The sequence below is a fragment of the Altererythrobacter sp. TH136 genome, assembly GCF_007065885.1.
Lineage (GTDB): Bacteria > Pseudomonadota > Alphaproteobacteria > Sphingomonadales > Sphingomonadaceae > Tsuneonella.
The window spans coordinates 1,457,655-1,480,537 of sequence record NZ_CP041409.1; the positions used below are offsets into that span (position 1 = coordinate 1,457,655).

Sequence of the window (22,883 nt, forward strand, 5' to 3'; positions counted from 1 at the left end):
TTAAGTGCCTTCGCCAGACTCTTCATGAACCACTTGTCATACTTCCACCCCCGGATCCTCTGGGGAGACATGTAGGCATCCAAGAACTCGAGCGTGGTGCAATACTGAGGATCCCAGGGCTGAAGGTATATGAGGCTTTCCCCTCGCGGCGGGCGGTATGTGTCAGTGAGCACCCTCAGGAGTTCGCCGGTTTCCAGTAGACTGAGATAGAGGACATTCCAGTGATCCTCACGCTTGCTTCTCTGATAGGTCGCCGGGACCCAACCGGCGCCTCGCCAATGCGCGACCTCGACCCTGGGCGGAGCGACTGGGGCCCCGTTCGTGACGGGGGGGGGCTGCGTCGTAGTGCAACTGTGCTTCGGCCATGGCGGACCTAGCTCGTCGAAGAAGACCCTACTCCCGGTGTCGTTCCAGTAAAAGAAGACTCTCTCATGGCAGACTTGGCATCGGGCATTGGGTATCGTCACACTATCGAAGGAGACCTTCGGCCGCGCCTGCCTTCTCTCACGTACACCACTCGAGGCTCGTCTATTCTGGCACCAGCCACATACACAATGGGAATGGTGATTGTAACCCGGCATTGCCCCATCATACATCGACGACGATTAAAAGAGGTTACTGAGCAGACTTATTCGGAGCACGAACCGCGGAATGAGCTCGGTTTCGGCAGACAGAACGTCCACGAACTCTCCGAAGTGCTCATGATCTCGAAGCACGTCCTTGGTTGCATGCCCTGTGTGTGCCCGTGTGATCGCTGGGTTGAGCCGGTAACGCACGCTTGGCTGATGAAGTGATGTCGCACGCAAGATTCGGCATCACGCCCTCGATTCCGAGCGAAAGTACCCAGGCAGCAAGCTTTGAGCCCAGCCGGTTGGCTTGCCTAGTCATCGCATTGTCACTCCGGCGGGCTTCAGGACTCAGATCTGGCAATCTTACCGACCTTGCGAGTATCATCCGGTGCGTCCTTCGTGCTTCCTTAGCCCTCCCTACCCGCGAAATCACTGAGGTAGCGCGGGGAATGCGGCACTTTCCTGGGCTGCGTCCGCCGGTCAGCGGTAGCGGTTCCTGTTGTGGGACTGGTAGCAAAGTCGGCTGGAGCGGGATTTTGTACGAAAGGGCCCCACCTCACGCCCCACCGGAGCGTCATTCCGCTTCAAGAGTGTCGGGAGCTCTTAAAGCCATAATGCTTCATTTGGCGGGCTAAAGTAATCGGTGGGCTTCAACGCCCAAGGCGGCCGAGAGGCGCTCGAGTACATCCAGCGACGCTGAATATCTGCAGCGCTCGAGCGCGCTGATGTAGGTTCGGTCAATTTGGGCGGCGTCCGCCAAATCCTCTTGTGAGAGACTACGCTCCACCCGAAGCCGTCTGAGGTTGTCCGCAAGGACCGTCCGGAGCGCCATCGACGCAGACGGAACCCCATTGAAGAGCATATAACCACGGAGTATGCTCTACAGGAGCTGTCGGTCGCACTGCCATCGGGCCGCACTGCCGCTTGGTCGACTGAGGAAACAGTGGAACAAAACTTCGATCGCCGCGTCGAACAAATGAAGCAAGACCACTACCTCCACTGGTTTGCGCTCATCAGCATTGCAATCTGGTCTGGTAGTGTGTTCGGGTGGCTCGCAGGGCTCGGCACAATGTGCGGCCTCCTGATTGCTATCCTTGTCAGCAATATGGTCATCCTCGCGACAACCGGGAGCGTGCGAGCGACCAGGGTTTCGCGTTGGGGTTGGCTCGTTGTGGCCGCTGCCACGCTGATCGTTACCAGTATCGAAATTGTGCATCGATGATGCCGCAATTGGAAAGGGATCCCGCATAGACGCCGTCACATCAGGTCTGCAGCCGAGTCGAGCGCGCTGGCGCGGGCGCGAGGTCCTACGAGCTAGCGGGAATTGGTCTGAACTCCGCGATCAAATCCCTAGCTTTGAGGTGCATCCTTTCTCAGCCGGTGGAGGTCCGCCGAACCCCAGCCTTCGCGCGGTCATCAGAACACCCATCGATCCTTGGGAGCACCCCATTCCGGTGGGTGTAGTTTCTCCGGGATACTATCTGGTCCAGCATCAGGAGCTGGGGGACCGCTGCGCCGATATTCTCAGGCGACTCGACCTGTTTTATGAACGCCTCTGGTGTGAGCTGGAGCTATCTGCCCTGGGTGAGTGGATGCATCTTAGCCTTTTCCTCGGTGATGACTTCCAGATCACTCCAGCTGATGGGCACCCCCTCAGCCTGCGTATTGAGATTTTCAACTCAGTTGAAGGGTCGAGCCGCCTCACCCTCCTCGTCGGCTGGTTCCGCTTTGTCTGCGCAAACGGATTGGTGATTGGGAACACCCTCGCGAAGATCGCGGACGTACACGACGAACGGCTGGACCTAAGACAGCTCGAACATGCCGTCACTGATGGGCTGAAGCTCGCAAATGTCGACCGCAAGCGTCTGAACCAATGGTCAGAAGCCACGTTTGCGCCGGCCGCACTGCCCACTTGGGCTGACGGGCCGCTGGCAGCAAAATGGGGGAAGAAGGCGGCCGCGCGCTGTCTCCACATCTGCCGTACCGGATATGATGCCGAGTTCGCCCACCCCTTCCAGAGTGGCTTGCCCTCCGAAAGGGAATTGCGGGAAACCTGCGCCGTGCCAGGTTCTGCAACGCCCTCGACATCACTCTACGATGTTGCGCAGGCTCTCTCATGGATCGCGACAAATCGTACCAACGTTGAAGAACGCTTGGCGTGGCAGAGCGACGTGCCACCGCTGGTTTCAGAACTCAATTCGATCACGCGCAAACAACGAGTAACCTTGAGTATGGCAACTCATGGATGACCCGGGTGACATACAAGCGATCTCATGGCGCGCAGTAGCCGACAAGCTCGAACTCGCCCAAGCTGTTGGATTTGTACGAACAAGGGCAGGTTTGCAATTGAAGGGCGCTTTTCTGGAGCCCGAGGTGTTCATTTTGGCCGCCCCCGGTGGATTATCCTTCCGAAGCTCTTTCCTTGCATCGGACGTTCCGGCGACCGGCATGTGGCCCTCGCCCATTGCAGCACATGGTCCATCACTTAGACGCTTGGTCCCGAAGCTGACGGGTCACGAGATCACGCTGCGCTACGAAGAGGGCCGGCTATTTATAAACTCAACTTCCATTTCTGCTCGTGAAGTCTAACGGACATTCTCAGAAAACAATGAACAGCTCGAACAACAAAGAATCACTCGGACAGCAATTTGATGAGGCTCTGGTCTACGCCAGTGACGCGCACCGGGCGCAGCGTAGAAAGGGCTCACGCACTCCCTATGTGGCTCACCTTCTGGGGGTTTGCTCGATCGCACTCGAGCTTGGAGCAGACCAGGAGCAGGCGATCGCCGCCCTACTTCACGATGCCGTCGAAGATCAGGGTGGGTCCGACCGGCTAGCCGATATTCGGCTGAGGTTTGGCGAGGACGTGGCGACCATTGTCGCACATTGCACGGATGGAGAGCCGAACGCTGACCGGTCAGGTCGGGAGAATTGGCGTCCCCGGAAGGAGGCATACATTGCGTCTTTGTCGGAGAAACCGCAGCGTTCTCTTCTGGTATCACTCGCTGACAAAACGCACAACGCGAGGGCAATCTGCGACGATCTTGATAACCTTGGGAACGTGGTATTCGACCGGTTCACCGGCGAGAAGGCGGGAACCCTATGGTATTACGCTGCTCTTGCGGAGGAGTTTGAGCGCCTACTCCCCGGGATAGGAGCGGACCGACTGAAGGCTGCCGTTAAGCAAATGCACCATCTTTCAGAAGAGGGGCTCTGACGGGCAAACCCGCGCGACCAAAACCGCCCGCGGCCTACCCATGCCGAGTTCCGCGCGTCGCTCTCAGCACGAGGACGTCCATATGACGCGAGGAGACGGCATGGCGCTGGGTGATCAAATCAAACGAGGACCCAGGTGAGATTTGGTTTGCTTGCGGGTGATACTGCTAATGGGGCCTACGACGGGGCCTGGAATTTGTGATCCATGCATCAAGAGCTTGTACTTCAGTGGGTTAACCAGGCAGTGTGAGTGCCCAAGAAGTACTGCAGCCGCTTTCGGCCACCGGCACGACGGTGCGCTAACAGGAGAGTGGGGGACGAGAACAGAGCATCTGCTCTGACCTCGAATTGCGACCATCAGTCCTGGGGAGGTCTAGTGCCTCCAGCAAGTCGTGACCACTTCGCCAGATGAAGCCACGATTGCATAAGTGGCCCGGTACCGTTCGAAGTGACGGGCTTCGTGCCCTAGATAAGCGGCAAATCGCCGCCAAGAGCGCTTGGTGAAGAAACACGTCTCAGCGCCTCCGCCTGCGGAAGTGCGATCGCCAAAATCGAGCAGTGCGTCGATTACCGAGGGCGGTATCGCGCGCTCTTTGGCCCGCTTTCCGGCATGCCGGGTCAGACGATGATCGGAGAGACGCAGCCGGTCCACTGTGGTCGCAGTCATGGTAATCGTCCTAAAGTTGAATCTTGAGAGAGGCGAGGCGTTCCTCCAGCCTCGCCATGGCTTCCTGAGCGGCAATGCCCGCGGCTTCCGCTTTCGATCTCGCCCAGGCGGTTCGTGCTGCGGGATCCTCGGCTTCTCGCAGGTCCTTTGGCAGTTCGGTTATCGCGAACACGCCGTTCAACAGGGCGTCGGCCGCGTCCTCGTCGCCATCGAAGTAGGTCAACGCCTCTTCGCGGCAGATCGAATAGCTTGGGCTCCGCCATCCTGACCAGCCGTCCAAGGTGTCCGAGGAATCGGTGAACGGCTGCGCGCTACCGAGGCGGTTACGCAGGAAGGCGACGAACGGGTTCTGATCTTCGTGGATATAATCCCATGCCAGCGGATCCTCGGCATGATCGCCATCCACGAGGGTACGTCCGACGATGTCCTTCCCGTTGATTGATCGCTCCTCAAGGCGATCGATCTCGTCAGCCGTGTAGTCATCCACCAGGCGGCCAGAAAGGTGCCCAAAGCTGCTCTCGAGAGCTGAGACGGCATCGCGAGCCTGGCGCAGCTGAGCGAGGTTCCGGCGCCGGTGACAGAGGCTTTCCGAGGCCATCATATGAAACAGCAGCGGCGCGAACTCGATGATGTGGCCGGCGCTCACCTGGTACCGCTTGGCGACGAGGGCCAGGGCGTTTCGGGTTCCATTGGAAACCCTTGCGTTAAGCTGGCCTTTGGCTTGCTCAGGCGTAACGCTCGGCGCCACCTCAAGTGGGACGAGGCCAGCGAGCTGGTCCGCGTTAAGCTTTAGGTGGGCGCACAGGCGGGCAACGGTGTAACGGCGATTGCTAGTCATCTCGCCACGCTCGATCCGGGCTATGGTCGTCTTGTTCACGCCTGACCTCTGAGCGAGATCGGCCATGCTCATTCTGAGCTTCTTGCGCTGCGCTCGGAGTATCGTTGGGTCGATGTGGGTCATAGCACTAGGTCCTTTCGGGGAACCATATGCGCCTCTGAATGATATCGGGATATACGCATTTCGTGCGCATTCCGGGTGATTTTGACACCTGAAAATGCTCGATAACGCCCATATGCCCACACTAATGCACTCAACTGTTTGTGCACGACTGAACCTCGTCAATGTGTTCTTGAAACGTGCACACACTAGGTGCGTACTGGCGACTGAGCCTTTGAGTTCAAAAAATCGCGCAGTTGAGACCAGTCGTCTTCATGCGGCAGGTCAAAGGTCGAAGCTTTAGTCCTGCCTGAGCCTTCCTAGCCGGCGATACGCCGCTTGATGATTAGCGGTCCTGCAGCGAGACTGATATACGATCCGAAAGAGGCAAACATCCTCCTTGTCGAGGCCCTCATTGGGCCCCTCCAATCTACCCAACAGCGAGATATATGAATCTTCCCTGCTCGTGTCGGTTCATCTGCGCTGCCTAAGCTTCGGCGAGTGTCGGCCTAAGCATCTTGTGCCTTTAGGGCCCTGAACGGTCCTTGCATTCTCTGGCGAGAGGCTGGGCAATTGCGATCGAGTCTCGGCTAGAGCAATCTACCTCGAAAAGTTGAGTCCACTGAGGCGCTCCTAATCGCTGCTTGAAGATTGCACTGACTATCTATCGCTCGCCGCTCCGCATCACGCGGACTCGCGTTGCGCAACCTGCGGCGACGCCTGCCTAACCTTGCCATAGCAGGTGGCGACCTCGAACGCTTCGCGAGGCGTGCTGGGCTGATAGACGTCGCTCATCGCAATTCGCCCCTCAATGTTAGCGCTGTAAACATTGATCTCTTCACCGAAAAGGTCGCGCGACAGCGTAAGTTGTTGAAATATAACACATGTTCCACTCTGTTCCACCCTGTTCCACCCTGTTTCCTAACCTTTTTCAATGCGTGCGCAGGTGTACTTAGTATAAATATCTTTAAGGGTGGAACAATGGAACACGCCTTTATTTTCAGCCACTTAGCACGTTCCACCCTACGCTCCCAGAGGGTGGAACGAGGTTGGAACAGGGTGGAACATTCAGCCAAACAGGTCATCTTCGCCCTCCCCGAGAAAGGCTTCGATCTTATCGCGGTAGGCGATGTACCCCTGACTACCGCCCAGAGCGCGCACCTTCTTGTGCGTGCAGTACAACACCTTGAGCGCCTTGCCGGCACGGGTCTTGAGCCGCTGGTCGAGCTGGCTGGTCTTGAACCCCAGCGCGCCCACCAGCACGTCCTCAGTGCCCCATGTGTACGGCCGGTCGACCGGGGCGATCGCCAGCTCGTCACCATTCAGCAGCCAGCGCGCGATTGTAGGCAACCACGGGTCCATGTCCTTGAACTTGCTGTGCTCGCCGATCGCCAGCCGCTCGGCCTCCTGCCACATGATCCCGTTCTTGCGCCACAACGCCACCGCCTCGGCCCAGAGCTGGTCCCTGTCCCGCTCCACGCCCTCGACGTCGAGCGCAGCGCCCACCTCGAACGGCAACCAGCGTCGCTCACCCGTGGCGTCGGCGAGGAACGTGTCCTCGTTCGTGGTGCCGTAGAAGATGAACCGGCGCTGGAAGGTGTCGGGGAACTCCTTGTACTTCGGCACCCACTCCTCTTCGCGCCGGGTGACGAACGCCTTGGTGCTGTCCTGATCGCGGCCCCTGAGACCGCGCAGCTCGCCCAGCTCAGCCACCGCCTTGCCCCGCATCTTGCGCGTGGTGTCGTCGTCACGGTCGGTGAGGTCGATCTCGGCGAAGTGCTTCACGCCCGGCGCGATCGACCTCACCAAGCTCGTCTTGCGCACGCCCTGCCCGCCCACGAGGATGAGAGCCATGTCCGCTTGGCAACCCGGGGCTAGCGCACGGCCCGCCTGCGCGGTCCACGAGTATAGCCCGACAGCGCGTGTAAACGCATTATCAGCGGCCTTGGCATAGGTGTGCCAGAACCGCTCGATCCGCGGCAAACCATCCCACGCGGGCAGCTCGCCCACCCAGTCGATCAGGGTGTCGACCCGGTGCCTCACCCCGTGTGCGTTAACCGCTGAGCGGATCGCGGCCGCGGTCTGGGGGACGAAACCGTGGCTATCCATCTTTTCGACGATCATCTGGTACTGCTCGTCCTTGAACGGCAGCCACGCGAGGCTGTTGGACCGCTTGCTGCGCCACACCAGCTGCGCCGTGTAGTCGTCCCAGCTGATCTCGATCCCGCTGCTCTCTACGTCCTGCAGGAACAGCCGGTGGTTGTACGCCCGGTTCTCCTTGAGCTGCTGCTTGCTGAGCATGTATCGCGGCTTCGCAGGCTCAATCTCCTTGCCCTTCGCGGTCTCGATCTCGGCCGGCAGGTCAGGCGCGTCGCTCATGTCGTGCGCGAACCCCATTGCCTCGAGGAAGTCGGCATCGGTCCTGTTCTGGCAGCTGGCGTGCAGGCACTTGAAGTGGCCCTTCTCGAACCGCTCGTCGGGCGGCGCGTACTGCGTCTCGCTCGGCCCGCTGTCGCTGCTGTGCCCATCGACCCACGGGCAGCGCACGAACAGCGTGCCGTCGCCTTTGTCGCCCGTGATCTCCCAGTGCTGCACCAGCCACGCGCCGATCTCGTCGTCCCTCGGCGGCCCGGTGTACTCACCGGTGCCTTGGCGGCGCTCGCGCGCGATCGACCAGCCGTCCTCGCCCTCTGCGAAGAGCATCTCGAGCAGGGCGCACAGGTCGTCCAGCTCAGCCATCGTGAGCAGCGGCACGTCGTCAATCGTCGGCGGCCTGCCAGCCGGCCACAGGTAGCGCCCGTCGACCTTGCCGTCCTTGATGTAGGCGCCGTCGGCGATCCACTGCTGGCCATCGCCGAGTATCTCGATGATGCCGCCGTTGACGGTCAGCACGCGCTTCGTGAGCAGCCCCTCGAGCCTGAAGGGCAGCAGCACCTTGCCCGTGCCCTCGCGGCTGCGGCGGTAGAACTTGAGGTGCGGGAAACGCCCCTCGATCGCGGCGACGATCTTGGCGCTGCGCTTCGGGCCATGCACGTCGATGTCGAACGCGCGTAGCCCGCCGTCGCGGCTCTGCATGCAGATGCCCAGCCGCTCGTCCAGCTCCCACTTGCCGATCTGCTTCATGGTCGACCGGTGGTCGGTCCACTTCGCGAACCCCGACGCCTCGCCGCGGAAGTTGATCTGGCTGGGCGTCTTGCCCAGTGCCTTCATGTTGCTGTCAGGCGAGATCGGCACAGCCGGGTCGACCACCACGGGCAGGACATGCTCCGCAAGCGGCAGCGTGTTGGTCCAGTGGTGCCACTGCTCGAGGCCGGCACCATATCGGTGAGACACGGGCTAGTCCTCGCAATTTGCGATGAGCTTCTCAATGGAAGCGACCAGGATGAGTCGCCGTTTTCCGAGCTTTCGACTCTCGAGCTCCCCGCGTGCCAGTCTCGCGTAGAGATTTGTGCGACCGATTCCCCCGAGAAGCGCGCAAGCGTCGTCCACGGAAACCAGGATCTGTTCAAGTTGGCGCATCGCATGTCCTTTCAACGAAGAACTCGTCATCGCACCGAAGCTTCGACTCGTGTTCACTGTTCGGCGATTCCCGTGGGATTCCAGTGTGTTCAATGTTGACCGCAGTCACCAGATGCAGTACCTAAGGCAAAGCATCTGGAGCAGGGCTTCGGCCTTGGCCAACCTGCCCGCCCGGGTAAGGTGGTTCCCGAATGGGGATGCGGCCGAGTGGCAATAAAACGGGGCACCTCGACTAGCATCGAAGTCCTTCTCCCAGACACCGCGAGGAGAAGATCATATGCATCCGCTTGCACCCAACGACCTTGTCATCTGCATCGACGACAAACCGTTGCCGGAAAAAATCATCCGCATCGGTGAGCCATGGGTAAAGGCCGGTCGCGCCTACCGGGTGGCAAGCGTTAGCTCGAGCGGCCCGGACTATGGCGTCGAGCTGGAGGATCTAGCCCACTGGCCGCCTGCTTGCGGCTGGCACGCGTGGCGTTTCATCAAAATCGAACCGGCCGAAGAAGCCTTCACCGCGGGGCTCACGGCGGTCAAGGAAGACGCCTGAGTCCTCAGTGCGTGCCGCGCAGTTGATCAAGGTAGTCGCTCCACCACTGCGCCATACGCACCCGTTCCTCCCAGTGCTGACCGCGATGGTAGATGCCGCGGATGGCATTGTGGTCCTGGTGCGCGAGCGCGCGCTCGATCGCATCGTGACTCCACAAGCCGGACTCGTTGAGCAACGTCGAAGCGGTCGCGCGCAAACCGTGAGCGGTCATCTCGTCGCCTGAGTATCCCATCCGCCGCAGTGCTGCATTGACTGTGTTCTCGCTCATCGGCCGACCGCGTGCGTGCATCGATCGAAAGATGAAGCGCGACCCACCATTTACCGTTCGGATCTGCTCGATGATTGCGAGCACTTGGCGCGACAGCGGCACCGCGTGCGGGCGGCGCGATTTCATCTTGCCAGCCGGGATCCGCCATACTGATGCTGCAATGTCGAGTTCGTCCCATTCCGCGTGCCGCAGCTCGCCCGGCCGCACAAACACGTGAGGCGCGATCTGGAGCGCGAAGCGAGTGGTGTAGTTGCCTTCGTACTTGTCGATTGCCCGCAGTAGGCCGCCGAGCTCCGCCGGGTCGGTGATGGCGGCGTAGTGCTTGGCCTTGGGGGCGATCAGCGCCCCCTGGAGCGGTGCACAGGGATCATGTTCGCAGCGTAGCGTTGCCACACCGAAGCGGAATACGCGGGAGCCAAAGCTCCGCAGCCGCCGGGCCTTTTCGTAGTTCCCTTGGCCTTCGTGCTTCTTGAGCACGCTGAGCATTTCATGTGGGGTGATTTCGGCAATGGGGCGCCGGCCGATCGATTTGTTGAGCACGGCGGCTAGCCAGTTCATCTTCACCAGGGTTGCCATCGCCAGCCCTTCGGCCTCGCGCTTGGCAATAAACTCGTGCGCCACTGACTCAAACGTGTCGCCAGCTCGTATAAGCGCTGCGACTTTCTCCTCGCGCTTGCGCCGTGCCGGATCGCCGCCGCCGCCGATTTCGACCCGTGCCTGGTCGCGCTTCAGCCGGGCTTCGCGTAGGCCCACCTCGGGGTAGCGTCCGAAGGTAAGTTTCTTCTCGCGCCCGTCCTGGCGATACTTCATCCGCCACAGCTTCGAGCCGTTGGTCCGGATAAGGATATACAGCCCGCCACTGTCGGCGAGCTTCCAGTCCTTGTCGCGCGGGGTCGCCTGCTTCAGCTGCAGATCGGTCAGAGCCATAGGGGCCTCTCCATCGAGATCGGCGCCAAAAGCGTCATTTTCAGGTGGGGCCTCGGGCAAAGAAAGGCCCCCGAGGCCCCCAGATCGAAAATGAACGTCAGCGAACGCAAGCGATCAAACTGGAGAAATTTCTACACGAAAACAGTGGGTTTGTCGACCGCTGGCGAACGCCAGCGAAAGAACAAATGGTGCCCAGAAGAGGACTCGAACCTCCACGCCCTTGCGAGCGCCGCCACCTGAAGACGGTGCGTCTACCAATTCCGCCATCTGGGCACACGTGGCGGCTGGTCAACTGCGTCCGGCCGCCGGGTAGGCGGGGGCCGATAGCGGGGGGCGGGCGCGGTTGTCAACTCGTGCTTTGCGTTGCAAGCCGGTTGCGGCAGGGAAGCGATTGCGGCAGGGCGCGAGCGAATTACTCCCAAGGCGATGAAAGCATGTCACGACGCGATCCCCTGTATGGCAAACTGGTCACGATCGTCGGCGGGAGCGGCTTTGTCGGCAACCACCTGGCCGGTGCCCTGCTGGGGCGTGGCGCCCGGATTCGCGTGGCGAGCCGCCACCCGGAAACCGCCCATCACCTCAAACCTTTGGCGCAGCTCGGCCAGATTCAGGCTGCGCGCTGCGATGCGACCCGTCCTGACAGCGTTGCGCAGGCGATTGCTGGCGCGGATGCGGTGGTGAATCTGGTCGGCACGTTCTCGGGCGATGTGATGGGCACGATCTGCGGCGGCGCCCGCAACATCGCGCAGGCGGCAGCGGCGGCTGGTTGCGAGGCGATGGTTCACGTCAGCGCCATCGGGGCCGACGCGAGCTCTCCGGCCGGATACGCCCGCGCGAAAGCGGGAAGTGAGGCGTTCGTCCTGGATGCCTTTCCTCAAGCGACGGTTCTGCGGCCGAGCGTGCTGTTCGGCGAAGACGACAACTTCGTCCAGATGTTCGCGCGGCTGATCGGTGCGCTGCCAGTGCTGCCGGTCTTCGCCCCTCATGCGCCGCTGCAGCCGCTGTTCGTGGATGACGCGGCCGAGGCGGTGGCGGTGGCGCTGGGCGCGCCGCAAACCTATGGCGGCAAGATCTACGAGATCGCCGGCCCCGAGAGCATCACCATGCTCGACCTGAACCGCCGGATCGCCGCCAGCCAGAGGCGCGATCGCACCTTCATCCCGCTCCCGGACGGCGTCTCAGCGCTATTCGCCATGCTTCCGGGGACGCCAATGAACACCGACCAGTGGACGCTGCTGCAGGCTGGCAATCGCCCGTCAGGGGCGCTGCCCGGAATCGACGCCTTTGGTATCGTCCCGCGGCCGCTCGGGCTGTTTCTGGATCGCTGGATGACCCGCTATCGCAGGCACGGGCGTTTTAACGAGAAACTTGTCGGCTAACCCAGGTCGCCGGCTAAGCCACCGTCCATTAACCCGCACTCGTGCTGGGCGGGGACGTTCCTTCATCAGCGAGCAGCGTGAGCGGTTCGACGATCAGTGTGCCGCCATCGGATCCCACGATCCGGACGCGCGTCCCGGCAGCCATCTCAGGGCCGCGCGCGGGCCACTGACTGTCCCCTTGCGTCACGCGGCCTTCGCCATGCTCGATCGCCTGTGCGACGGTGCCGGTCTGGCCCACGAGCCGCCCCAGCCGGTCGTTCATCAAGGGATCGCTGCTCTCGATCGGCTGCTCGCCGAAAATCCGCCGGGCGGTGAAAACCGCGATCAGCGACAGGGAAACGAACTCGACAATCTGCAGCGGCACGCCGAAATCGAACACCATCGTCAGCGCGCCGGTGGCGAGCGCGGCGAGCGCGAGCCAGATCAGGTACACGCCGGGCACGATCATCTCGAGACCCGCGAGGACGAGGCCGAAGGCGATCCACGCCCAGGCAGCATCGATATCGGTCAGCCAGTCCATCAGCGGTTATCGTCCCCAGTACGGGGCACGGCTGTGCGCGGGCGCGGAAGCGGGACGCCGTTGCTTGGCGGCGAAGCGGGGGGTTGTGCGCCTTCGGCCGGCTTGATCGCTTCTCGTACCAGTTCACCGATACCGCCGAGCGAACCGATCAGCTGGGTGGCCTCGACCGGGAACAGGATGGTCTTGGCGTTGGGACTGGTGGCGAACTTGCCGACCGCCTTGGTATACTCCTGAGCGATAAAGTAGTTGATCGCCTGGTTGCCGCTTTGGGCGATCGCATCGGAGACCGCGCGGGTAGCCTGCGCCTCCGCCTCGGCCGAACGCTCGCGCGCTTCGGCGTCGCGGAAGGCGGCTTCCTTCTTGCCCTCGGCCGACAGGATCGCCGACTGCTTCTCACCCTCCGCACGCAGGATGCGGCTGGCGCGTTCGCCTTCCGCTTCGAGGATTTCGGCGCGCTTGAGGCGCTCGGCCTTCATCTGCCGGGCCATCGCTTCGGAAATGTCGAGCGGCGGGCGGATGTCCTTGATCTCCACGCGGGTGATTTTGATGCCCCAGGGCGAGGTTGCATGATCAACCACGCCCAGCAGGCGCGCGTTGATCTCGTCACGCTTGGACAGCGTTTCGTCGAGATCCATCGAACCCATCACGGTGCGCAGGTTGGTGGTCGTAATCGCCATGATGGCACCGTACAGGTTGTGCACCTCGTACGCCGCCTTGCCGGCATCGAGCACCTGGAAGAACACGACCGCATCGACCCCCACCATCGCGTTGTCGGCGGTGATGATTTCCTGGCCCGGAATATCGAGGACCTGCTCCATCATGTTCACCTTCTGCCCGACGCGGTCGACGAAGGGGGTGATGATGTGCAGTCCGGGATTGGCCGACTTGGTAAAGCGCCCGAAGCGCTCGATCGTATAGACATACCCCTGCCGCACCACTCGCACCGAACTGAGCAGGAAGATCACCAGCACGGCGACAATCAGGATAAGAGTAAGGGCCAAAATTTCCTCCTTGAGCGAAAGATATCGTAGCGTCCGAGGGCCTGCCCGCAAGCAAAACCGGACTGCGGCCGTCGCGCGTCACATCCTCCGCAAGCTGCCCCCACGCTTCCTGTTGCTCGTCGATCGACTACATCCGTCGTCGAACGAAACCTGCCGCTCGTCGAGCGTGTAGCGCGCGCCATCACCAAGAGAAGTAGCTGAATCGCAGGGAAGAAGTGCGGCGACGCACGATGGAGACAGATCTATGAAGTTGACCGTGGCTGCCACGTTGCTGTGCAGCGCAGCCTTCGTGTCGCCGGCTGCGGCGCAGGACGTGGAGACCGGTGACGCCGCCCCGCCCCAGTCGACCGAGGTCGCCTCGCCCACCGAGGCGCCCGCGGGCCGGCAAGTCTACACGCCGGCTGATTTCGCCCGCTACGCGCCCAAGACCGCGGCCGACATGATCCAGCAGATTCCCGGCTTCAATATTCGCGAGAGCGAGCAATTGCGCGGGTTGGGCCAGGCGACCGGCAACGTGCTGTTCAACGGCAAGCGGTCCTCGACCAAATCGGAATCGCTGTTCAACCTGCTTACCCGCATTCCCGCCACCAACGTGGAGCGGATCGAGATCGTCGATGGCGCCACCCTCGATATCCCCGGCTTGTCGGGCCAGGTCGCCAACATCGTGTATCAGTCGAACGCTCTGTCGGGGCAGTTTGCCTGGACCGGCCAGGTGCGCGCGCATTATGCCGATCCGCTGTTTACCCGTGGTAGCGTGTCGGTCAGCGGGCGCAGCGGGGCGCTCGAGTACGAAGCCGGCATCGACAACAGCGATGCGGGGCGCAGCGCGGCGGGCGGGCCCACGCGGATCCTCGATCGGGACAATGTACTTACCGAACTGCGGTCCGATACGTGGACGAGCAATTATGATGCACCCAAGATTTCGGGCAAAGTGACCTGGAACGGCGCGGGCGGCAGCGTGGCGCACGCAAACGCGCACTACCAGCGCACCTATTCGCGCTACGACGAACGGGGTTTGCGCCAGCCGACGGGGCTGCCGGACCGGGTTCGTACCCTGATCGAGCGCAACGACACCTGGAATTACGAGCTGGGCGGAGATTACGAGTTCGGCCTTGGCCCCGGCAAGCTCAAGCTGATCGGCCTGCGGAGTTATAGTCACGAGCCTTATCTGCAGCAGACCCTGACCGAATTCGACGACGGCAGCGCTGCCGTGGGCGATCGCTTCACGCAGACCGGCAACCTCGCTGAGACCGTCGCGCGGGGCGAATACAGCTGGAAGATGTTCGGCGGCGACTGGCAGCTTTCGGGTGAAGCGGCGTTCAACACGCTGGATAACGTTTCGGGCCTGTTCGTGCTCGCCCCTTCGGGCGAGTTCACCGAAATCCCGTTCCCTGAGGGGACCGGCGGGGTGAAGGAAGACCGCTACGAGGCGCTGCTGAGTTTCGGCCGCAAGCTGACCGATACGCTGTCGTTCCAGCTGATCGGCGGCGCGGAGACTTCGACCATCGCGCAGACCGGGGCGAACGGCCTGACCCGCTCGTTTTTCCGGCCCAAGGGCACGCTTTCCCTCGCCTGGAAACCGAGCGAGGACTTCGACGCTTCGCTCAAGATCCGCCGCCGCGTGCTGCAGCTGAACTTCTACAACTTCCTGGCCCGCGCATTCCTCAACGACGGGAATGCCAACGAAGGCAACATCGACCTGCTGCCGCAGCAGGACTGGAGCTACGAAGCCGAGTTCAACAAAAAGCAGGGCCCCTGGGGTTCCCAGCAGTTCCGCCTGATCTACCGCGATGTTGAGGATTACGTGGACATCATCCCCGTCGCTGGCGGCGGCGAAGCGGTCGGTAACATCGCCAAGAGCTGGGCGGCAGCGTTCATTTCCACCAGCACCATCAAGTTCGATCCCATGGGGCTCAAGGGGCTGAAGCTCGACGTGACGGGTGTGATCCAGGAATCCGGGCTGCGCGATCCGTTCACTGGTGAGAATCGCCAGTGGAGCAATTTCGCCACCCGTCAGCTCAACGTGGCCTTGCGCTACGACATGCCGCAGACCGACTGGGCGTTCGGCGCCGATGCCAATTACACCCACTTCGAACCGCGCTATCGCAGCAATTCGGTCGATCGCACCTGGGAGGGGCCGGTATTCGCGGGCGTGTTTGTGGAGAACAAGGACGTGGCCGGGCTGACCGTGAGAGCCGCGGTCGATAACATTCTCAACGCCCGGTCCCGCCGCTACCGCGAAGTCTACACGGGCCTTCGCGGGGTGACCCCGATCTCCTTCATCGAGGATCGCGACCGCCTGATCGGACCGATCTTCAGCCTGTCGGTGCGCGGCAACTTCTAGTCCTTCCCCCTCCCAACGCTGCACGATAGAGCGTGCGCATGAAGAAGCGCGCACTCGCCGGTCGCATGGTCCACCCCGTGGGCCTCGGCTGCATGAACCTGTCGTGGGCTTATGGAGATCCGCCGCCGCACGCCGACAAGATCCGCCTGCTGGAGCGTGCGCTCGACCTGGGCTACGATCACTTCGACACGTCAAACATCTACGGCCTTGGCCGCAACGAGACGCTGCTGGGCGAAGCGATCATGCACCGGCGCGGCGACTTCCTGCTCGCCAGCAAGACCGGCATCGTCGTGCAGGGTGCGGGGCGCGGGATCGACTGCCGCCCCGAAGCGATGCTCGCCTCGCTCGATGAGAGCCTGGCGCGGCTGAAGACTGACCATATCGACCTGTTCTACATGCACCGGCTGGACCGCAAGGTGCCGGTGGCGGACATGGTCGGGGCGCTGGCGGGAGCCATCGCAGCGGGCAAGATCGGCGCTTATGGCGTCTCGGAATGGGGCGCCGATCACATCCGCGAAGCCCATGCCGTGCACCCGATGGCCGCCGTGCAGACCGAATACTCGCTGTGGACCCGCAACCCCGAGATCGCAGTGCTAGAGACCACGCGTGAACTCGGCATCGCGTTCGTGGCGTTTTCGCCGGTGGCACGCGGCGCGCTGGGCGGCGAATTGCGCGATCCCGGCACGCTTGGGGACAAGGACCTGCGGCGGACGATGCCTCGCTTCGACCCCGACAACTGGCCCAAGAACCGGGCGCTGATCGACCAGTTCGATGCGCTGGCAGCGGAAGCGGGCATCGCTCCCGCGCAACTCGCGCTCGCCTGGCTGCTGGCGCAGGGGCCTCACGTGCACGTGATCCCCGGCACCACCAGCAGCGCCCACCTGGAGGAGAACTTCGCCACCCTGTCGCTCGACGTGCCCGCGGGCCTGCTGGAGCAGGCGGGCGCGCTGATCAACCACGATAGCGTCAGCGGCCCGCGTTACTCACCCGCGGCGCAGGCTTCGGTCGATACCGAGGAGTTTGCCTAAAGCTGGCGCGCGTATAGCGCCAGCAGCTGGCCCCAGGCGCGATCGGCCTGGACCGTATCGTAGGCCGGGCTATCGAGCACACACCAACCGTGGTCGGCAGGATACACCTCGACCTCTCCCGCCGCGCCGGAGGCGGTCAACGCCTGGCGCAGTTCGGTTTTCGCGGACGGCTGCTTGGCATCATCGTCGCGCGCGATCGCGATCAGGTAGCCGGCACCGGACTGCAATATGCGATGCGGACTGGTCGGTTTGTCCGACACCAGACCGCCGCCGTGGAAACTCGCCGCCGCTTTGATCCGCTGGGGCGCCGCTGCCGCGCTGTAGATCGTGTAGCTGCCGGTCATGCAGTAGCCCTGGTTGCCGATTCCCCGCGTCCGGTCCACGGCCTTTTGCCCGTCGAGCCAGGCCGTGAGCGCGCGCGCGTCGCGGGTGATCGTTTCGAATGACACCTTGGCGCGCCACGGCGCCACTTTCTCAAACCCCTTTTTCGCCACGAAATCGGCGAAATCGGCGAATTGCATCGCGGTCACGTCGCGGAAATAGGGGTTCGGCACGATCACCGCGTAGCCTTCGCTCGCAAGCCGGCGCGCCATGACCTTTTTCGCTTCGCGCACGCCGGCGATGTCGGGCCACAGGATGACCGCAGGCGCTGCCTTGGCGGGGTGTACAAAGAACGCGTCCATGATCCCGTCGGCGGTGGGGATGGTGACCATGCTTTCGGTCAGGCCGCTCGCGCCGGCGCCGCTTTCCAGCGAGGTGCAGGCGGCCAGCCCGGCCAGCGCGCCGGTGGCCGCGAACCCGCGCCGGGTCATGCCCCGCTTGGCAAACTGTTCCAGATCGGTTTCGTCGCACATCGCCGGTCTCTCCTGTCTGTTTCGCCCAGCTTAGCAGCGCCCGGCGATGGGTCCACAACAAGACATCGCGGGGAAAGTCGATACCGGCTTTAGGCGGTATGGCCGCAGCCAATAAGCGCTTGGCGCTGTGCATCGGCATGGTAGGTTGCCGCGCGAAACCGATTCCACTGACTAGCGGAGAGACCGATGCCCGAGACTTATCCCTGCCTGATCGACGGCGAACTCATCACCACCGACGCGACGATGGAGGTGCTGAATCCCGCCAACGAGCAGGTGATCGCGCTCGTACCCTCGTGCGGCAAGGAGGAACTTGACCGTGCGGTGGCCGCTGCCCGCCGGGCATTCAAGACGTGGAAGGCCACCCCGATCGACGAGCGCCGCAAGGTGATCCAGGGCATCTCCGCCGCGATCAAGGACAACGCCGACGAACTGTTCCGCCTGCTTACGACCGAGCAGGGCAAGCCGCACGCGCAGGCGCAGATGGAGGTGTTCGGTGCCGCCGGCATGGCCGCCGCGCAATCGACGCTCAACCTCGATGAAGTCATCAACCAGGACGACGAGCAGCGCCTTAGCCGCACCCGCCGCGTGCCGGTGGGCGTGGTCGGCGGGATCGTGCCGTGGAACTTTCCCGTGATGATGGCGATCCAGAAGATCGCGCCGGCCCTGCTGTCGGGCTGCACCATCGTGCTCAAGCCCAGTCCGTTCACGCCGCTGACCACGCTGCGCATCGCCGAATTGATCAAGGACGTGGTGCCCGCCGGGACGGTCAACATCATCACCGGCGAAGACACTCTTGGCCCGCTGATCACCGAGCACCCGGACATCGACAAGATCACCTTCACCGGCTCCACCGCAACGGGGAAGAAGATCATGGAAGGCGCGTCCAAGGATCTGAAGCGCATCACGCTGGAACTGGGCGGCAATGACGCCTCGATCGTGCTGCCCGATGCCGATGTGTCCAAGGTCGCCGAACAGCTGTTCTGGTCGAGCTTTTCCAACGCGGGCCAGATCTGCGTCGCGGCGAAGCGCATCTACATCCACGAGGATATCTACGACGAACTGTCGCAGGCCATCGCGGATTACGCGAAGAACGTAACCGTCGGCGACGGGGCGCAGCAGGGCACCGGCGTCGGCCCGATCCAGAACAAGAAGCAGTTCGACCGCGTGTGTGAGCTGATCCAGGATGCCAAGGACAACGGCTACAAGTTCCTGACCGGCGGCGATGTCGACCCGTCGGGCACCGGCTACTACGTGCCAATCACCATCCTCGACAATCCGCCGGAGGATGCACGGATCGTGGCCGAGGAACAGTTCGGCCCGGTCATGCCGCTGATGAAGTTTGCAACGACCGAGGAAGCGATCGAGCGGGCCAACAACTCGGAATACGGCCTCGCCGGCGCGGTGTGGACCGCCGATCCGGCCAAGGGTGTCGAGGTCGCCGAACAGCTGGAAACCGGCACCGTCTGGGTCAACGAATACCTGCACCTGTCGCCGTTCGCACCGTTTGGCGGGCACAAGCAGTCAGGCTTTGGCGCCGAGTACGGCGTTGAGGGATTGAAGGAGTTCACCTACGCGCAGGTGATCACCGTCAAGAAAGACGCGTTCGCCTGATGCAAGCAAGACTCGACGGGAGGCGGGGGTTGCTCTAATCGCGCCCCCGTCATCTGGGGAGTAGCCCGAAGGACATCGCCCGCGGTGTCCGCCCCGCCGTCAACATACTTGACCGAGAGGTCATGGCGGCAGGGGGATTGCGACGGCGGCCACGGCCGCCCTTGCGCGATCCAGGCAAGACCAATGGCATTGCGCCCCCGCCAAGCCGGGCGGGTGGGCCGCGGTGCCGTTGCTTGTCTCACCCGCCCGGCACCGGAACACGACAGTGCTGGAACCCCTGCTCACCTCCACTGCTCTGGTCGCGCTCGCCGAGATCGGCGACAAGACCATGCTGCTAGCGATCGTGCTCGCCACCCGCTTCCGCCGCCCTTTGCCGATCATCGCCGGCATCTTCGTGGCGACCCTTCTCAACCATGCTCTCGCCGCCTGGGCCGGCAGCCTGGCGGCGGACTTCTTTGCGGGGCAGACGTTCCGCATCATCGTGGCGCTCAGCTTCGTCGCGATGGGCCTGTGGACCCTTGTGCCTGACAAGTTCGAAGAGGGCGATGCGCCGGCGGTCTCCGCGCGCGGTGCGTTCTTCACCACGCTGGTCGCCTTTTTCCTGGTCGAAATGGGGGACAAGACCCAGCTCGCCACGGTTGCCCTGGGCGCCCAATATCACGACGTGCTGGCAGTCGCGGCTGGAACCACGATCGGCATGATGATCGCCAACGTGCCGGCCGTGCTGCTCGGCAATGCGCTGATCAGGCGCGTGTCGCTGAATGCCGTGCGCATCGCGGCTGCCGCCCTGTTCGTGGGCGTCGGTATATGGATGCTGGTCGATGCGCTCTAGCGGCTGTGCCGCAAGCGAGTAGGATGGCCGCACTTTCAGGAGGGATCGGGTGATGGCTCAGGTGATCGGGGTGGGCGGCATCTTCTTCAAGGCGAACGACCCCGCGGCGACGCGCGAGTGGTATGGCCGCGTGCTGGGCATCCCCTTCGAAGATTGGGGCGGCGTGGTATTCCTTCCACAAACCGCGGCGGCGCATCCGGGCTCCGGCACCGTGTTCAGCCCGTTCAAGGCAGAGACAGAGTATTTCGCGCCGTCTGCAGAACGCTTCATGATCAACCTGATGGTCGATGACCTGGCGGCGATGCTGGAGCGATGCGCGCGAGAAGGGGTGCAACCGGTGATGCAAATCCTGGATGAACCGAACGGCCGGTTCGCGCACATCATGGACCCCGATGGGCGCAAGATCGAATTGTGGGAGCCCAGGCCGATGGCCTGAGCTCAGCGGCGGGCGAGCGCGGCCTCGCACTGGCTCATCAGCTGGGCCATGATGCCGGCCACGGGCTCTTCCGCCTTGACCATGCCGACCGACTGGCCCGCCATCAGGCTGCCGTTCTCGATATCCCCGTCGATCACCGCGCGGCGCAGGGCACCAGCCCAGTAATGCTCGATCTGCAGCTGCGCCTCGGCCATCTCCAGGCTTTCGCCATCCAGCGCCTGCGCCACTTCGCGCTGTTTGGCGGTGAACAGTTCGGTGCCCTTGTTCTTGAGCGCGCGGACCGGGATGACCGGCAGGCGCGGATCGACCTGCACGCTGGCGACCGCCTCACGCGCGCTGGCGCGGAAGAAAGCCTTCTTGAAATCCGGGTGCGCAATGCTTTCAGTGGCACAGGCGAAGCGCGTGCCGAGCTGGACCCCAACCGCGCCCATCTCCAGGTATCCGGCGATCGCCTCGCCCCGCCCGATCCCGCCGGCGACGAACACCAGGTGATCCTCGGACAGTTCAGGCAGGAATTCCTGCGCCAGCACGCTGGTGGAGACCGGGCCGATGTGGCCGCCAGCCTCCATCCCCTCGATCACCAGCGCGTCACCGCCTGATCGCAGCAGCTTCTTGGCGAGCGCCAGCGTCGGCGCAAATACGATCACCTTGGCATCGAAAGCCTTGATCGCCTCCACGCTGCCCTTGGGCGGGATCCCGCCGGCCAGCACCACGTGCCCGACCCCATGCCTGCCGCACACCGCGATCAGGTCGGTCAGTTGCGGGTGCATGGTGATGAGGTTCACCCCGAACGGCTTATCGGTCAGCGTTTTCGTCGCGGCGATCTCCGCGTCGAGCAGTTCGGGCGTCATCGCCCCGCAGGCGATCACGCCAAACCCGCCGGCATTGCTGATCGCGGAGACAAGATTGCGCTCAGACACCCAGCTCATCGCGCCGCACAGGATGGCATGCTCGCTGCCAAGGAACGCGCGGCCGCGCGCCATCAGTGCGTGCGTTCTGGAATAGCTGTTCATGGCGAGGCGCTTAGGCGCGCGAAGACCGTGCGGCAACCATCACGGGCCGTAGTGGATCGCGACCTTGGCAGCGGCATCGCGCGCTTTGCGCCGCGCCTCGTCGATGCCGTTCGCCGTCGCGAGCGCCACGCCCATGCGCCGATGCGGGCGGCTGGTTGGCTTGGCGAATATCCGCAGGTCGGTGCCGTCCTCCGCCAAGGCTTCCGCCAGCCCGCTGTAAGACAGGGTCTCGCTGACGCGGTCAGCCAGAATCACCGCCGAGGCGGCAGGACGCGCGCGGATCGCCTGCGGGATCGGCAAGCCAAGGATCGCGCGGGCGTGGAGGTCGAATTCGGACAGGTTCTGGCTCGCCAGCGTGACCATGCCCGTGTCGTGCGGACGCGGGCTGAGCTCCGAAAAGATGACCTGCTCGCCGGAGACGAAGAACTCGACGCCAAACAAGCCGTGGCCACCGAGATTGTCGACCACCTTGCGGGCCATATCCTGCGCTTCCGCGAGCGCAGCGTCCGACATCGGGATTGGCTGCCAGCTCTCCATGTAATCGCCGCGCTCCTGCCGGTGGCCGATGGGCGGGCAGAAGCTGACCCCGCCGCGGTGGCGCACCGTGAGCAGGGTGATCTCGTAATCGAACGCGATGAACGCCTCGACGATCACCCGCGCACGGTCGCCGCGCATGCCGGCCACGGCCGTGTCCCAGGCGGGCTGAAGCTCATCAGCCGAGCGGACCGTCGACTGGCCCTTGCCGCTCGACGACATGACCGGCTTGATCACGCACGGAAAGCCGGTGAAGGCCGCCGCCTCGCGCACTTGTTCTAGGCTTTCGGCATAGCGATAACGCGAGGTGGCGAGGCCCAGCTCCTCCGCCGCCAGATCGCGGATCGCGTCCCGGTTCATGGTCAGCTGCGCCGCGCGGGCTGACGGCACGATGGTCAGCCCTTCCCGCTCCAGCTCGGCGAGAACTTCGGTGCGGATCGCCTCGATCTCGGGCACGATGAAGTCGGGCCGATGTCTCTCGGCCACGGCGCGCAGGGCCGCGCCGTCGAGCATCGAGAACACCTCGCGCGCATCGGCGAGCTGCATCGCCGGGGCGTTGTCGTAGGCATCGCAGGCGATCACGCGCGCACCAAGGCGCTTGGCGGAGATCACGAACTCGCGTCCCAGCTCGCCGGAACCGAGCAGCAGGATCGTGGCCGTATGGCTCATTGCCGGTTC

19 protein-coding genes, 1 tRNA gene and 2 riboswitches are annotated in these 22,883 nt (G+C 63.2%); of the genes, 9 read left to right on the forward strand and 11 right to left on the reverse strand.

Translation table 11 applies throughout. The features are described 5' to 3' along the window. Positions 1-1,200: 1,200 nt before the first annotated feature. Positions 1,201-1,431, reverse strand: coding sequence for a helix-turn-helix transcriptional regulator (locus tag C0V74_RS07025; RefSeq protein ID WP_349236003.1), 231 nt, complete (start codon positions 1,429-1,431; stop codon positions 1,201-1,203). A gap of 592 nt (positions 1,432-2,023) precedes the next feature. Between C0V74_RS07025 and C0V74_RS07030 the strand changes: the two genes are divergently transcribed. Continuing rightward, complete coding sequence (locus C0V74_RS07030; RefSeq protein ID WP_168194178.1) at positions 2,024-2,818, forward strand: DUF932 domain-containing protein; 795 nt, start codon at positions 2,024-2,026, stop codon at positions 2,816-2,818. A gap of 359 nt (positions 2,819-3,177) precedes the next feature. Next, positions 3,178-3,786, forward strand: a complete 609-nt coding sequence (locus C0V74_RS07035; RefSeq protein ID WP_143251178.1) for an HD domain-containing protein — start codon at positions 3,178-3,180, stop codon at positions 3,784-3,786. A 676-nt stretch (positions 3,787-4,462) separates the two neighbouring features. Here C0V74_RS07035 and C0V74_RS07040 read toward each other — a convergent pair. The 3 genes from C0V74_RS07040 to C0V74_RS07050 form a co-directional block, all read right to left on the reverse strand. Beyond that, a complete protein-coding gene (locus tag C0V74_RS07040; RefSeq protein ID WP_143251179.1) occupies positions 4,463-5,413 on the reverse strand; it encodes a helix-turn-helix transcriptional regulator in 951 nt (316 codons plus the stop codon). A 1,044-nt stretch (positions 5,414-6,457) separates the two neighbouring features. Then, positions 6,458-8,722, reverse strand: a complete 2,265-nt coding sequence (locus C0V74_RS07045) for a VapE domain-containing protein (RefSeq protein ID WP_143251180.1) — start codon at positions 8,720-8,722, stop codon at positions 6,458-6,460. A 3-nt stretch (positions 8,723-8,725) separates the two neighbouring features. Beyond that, complete coding sequence (locus C0V74_RS07050) at positions 8,726-8,938, reverse strand: helix-turn-helix domain-containing protein (protein WP_349236028.1); 213 nt, start codon at positions 8,936-8,938, stop codon at positions 8,726-8,728. A 96-nt stretch (positions 8,939-9,034) separates the two neighbouring features. Beyond that, positions 9,035-9,136: riboswitch (SAM-I-IV-variant riboswitch) on the forward strand. A 49-nt stretch (positions 9,137-9,185) separates the two neighbouring features. Here C0V74_RS07050 and C0V74_RS07055 point away from each other — a divergent pair. Next, complete coding sequence (locus C0V74_RS07055; RefSeq protein WP_143251182.1) at positions 9,186-9,458, forward strand: hypothetical protein; 273 nt, start codon at positions 9,186-9,188, stop codon at positions 9,456-9,458. Positions 9,459-9,462: 4 nt separating this feature from the next. Here C0V74_RS07055 and C0V74_RS07060 read toward each other — a convergent pair whose 3' ends face one another. Further along, positions 9,463-10,653: an integrase arm-type DNA-binding domain-containing protein gene (locus tag C0V74_RS07060; RefSeq protein WP_143251183.1), complete on the reverse strand. Its 1,191-nt coding sequence runs from the start codon at positions 10,651-10,653 to the stop codon at positions 9,463-9,465. A gap of 186 nt (positions 10,654-10,839) precedes the next feature. Continuing rightward, a tRNA-Leu gene (locus tag C0V74_RS07065) sits at positions 10,840-10,926 on the reverse strand. Positions 10,927-11,087: 161 nt separating this feature from the next. Between C0V74_RS07065 and C0V74_RS07070 the strand changes: the two genes are divergently transcribed. Next, positions 11,088-12,032 (forward strand): NAD(P)H-binding protein, encoded by a 945-nt coding sequence (locus C0V74_RS07070; protein ID WP_143251184.1) that lies wholly within the window; start codon positions 11,088-11,090, stop codon positions 12,030-12,032. Between the two features lie 28 nt (positions 12,033-12,060). On the opposite strand, the gene C0V74_RS07075 is transcribed toward C0V74_RS07070, so the two are convergent. Beyond that, positions 12,061-12,552, reverse strand: a complete 492-nt coding sequence (locus tag C0V74_RS07075) for an NfeD family protein (RefSeq protein WP_143251185.1) — start codon at positions 12,550-12,552, stop codon at positions 12,061-12,063. Continuing rightward, positions 12,552-13,553 (reverse strand): SPFH domain-containing protein, encoded by a 1,002-nt coding sequence (locus C0V74_RS07080; RefSeq protein WP_143251186.1) that lies wholly within the window; start codon positions 13,551-13,553, stop codon positions 12,552-12,554. The genes C0V74_RS07075 and C0V74_RS07080 overlap by 1 nt, the downstream gene beginning before the upstream one ends. Before the next feature lie 244 nt (positions 13,554-13,797). Here C0V74_RS07080 and C0V74_RS07085 point away from each other — a divergent pair, with 244 nt between their 5' ends. Then, entirely contained in the window at positions 13,798-15,897 is a 2,100-nt protein-coding gene (locus tag C0V74_RS07085) for a TonB-dependent receptor plug domain-containing protein (RefSeq protein WP_143251187.1), read from the forward strand. A gap of 38 nt (positions 15,898-15,935) precedes the next feature. After that, positions 15,936-16,925, forward strand: coding sequence for an aldo/keto reductase (locus C0V74_RS07090; RefSeq protein WP_143251188.1), 990 nt, complete (start codon positions 15,936-15,938; stop codon positions 16,923-16,925). On the opposite strand, the gene C0V74_RS07095 is transcribed toward C0V74_RS07090, so the two are convergent. Next, entirely contained in the window at positions 16,922-17,779 is an 858-nt protein-coding gene (locus C0V74_RS07095) for a dienelactone hydrolase family protein (RefSeq protein ID WP_143251189.1), read from the reverse strand. The genes C0V74_RS07090 and C0V74_RS07095 overlap by 4 nt on opposite strands. Before the next feature lie 186 nt (positions 17,780-17,965). On the opposite strand from C0V74_RS07095, the gene C0V74_RS07100 reads away from it, so the two are divergent. The 3 genes from C0V74_RS07100 to C0V74_RS07110 all read left to right on the forward strand — a co-directional run bounded on the left by C0V74_RS07100 (position 17,966) and on the right by C0V74_RS07110 (position 20,658). Further along, complete coding sequence (locus C0V74_RS07100) at positions 17,966-19,390, forward strand: aldehyde dehydrogenase family protein (RefSeq protein ID WP_143251190.1); 1,425 nt, start codon at positions 17,966-17,968, stop codon at positions 19,388-19,390. 42 nt (positions 19,391-19,432) lie between these two features. Next, positions 19,433-19,562, forward strand: a riboswitch (yybP-ykoY riboswitch). A 96-nt stretch (positions 19,563-19,658) separates the two neighbouring features. Then, complete coding sequence (locus C0V74_RS07105) at positions 19,659-20,222, forward strand: TMEM165/GDT1 family protein (protein ID WP_143252212.1); 564 nt, start codon at positions 19,659-19,661, stop codon at positions 20,220-20,222. A 52-nt stretch (positions 20,223-20,274) separates the two neighbouring features. Then, positions 20,275-20,658, forward strand: coding sequence for a VOC family protein (locus tag C0V74_RS07110; protein WP_143251191.1), 384 nt, complete (start codon positions 20,275-20,277; stop codon positions 20,656-20,658). A gap of 2 nt (positions 20,659-20,660) precedes the next feature. Here the strand turns inward: C0V74_RS07110 and C0V74_RS07115 are convergent, their stop codons facing one another. Together C0V74_RS07115 and purT are read right to left on the reverse strand one after the other, a co-directional pair. Next, positions 20,661-21,671 carry a nitronate monooxygenase gene (locus C0V74_RS07115; RefSeq protein ID WP_143251192.1) on the reverse strand — a complete coding sequence of 337 codons (1,011 nt, stop codon included), beginning with the start codon at positions 21,669-21,671 and terminating at the stop codon, positions 20,661-20,663. A 39-nt stretch (positions 21,672-21,710) separates the two neighbouring features. Next, positions 21,711-22,874 (reverse strand): formate-dependent phosphoribosylglycinamide formyltransferase, encoded by a 1,164-nt coding sequence (gene purT, locus C0V74_RS07120; protein WP_143251193.1) that lies wholly within the window; start codon positions 22,872-22,874, stop codon positions 21,711-21,713. Positions 22,875-22,883 lie beyond the last annotated feature (9 nt).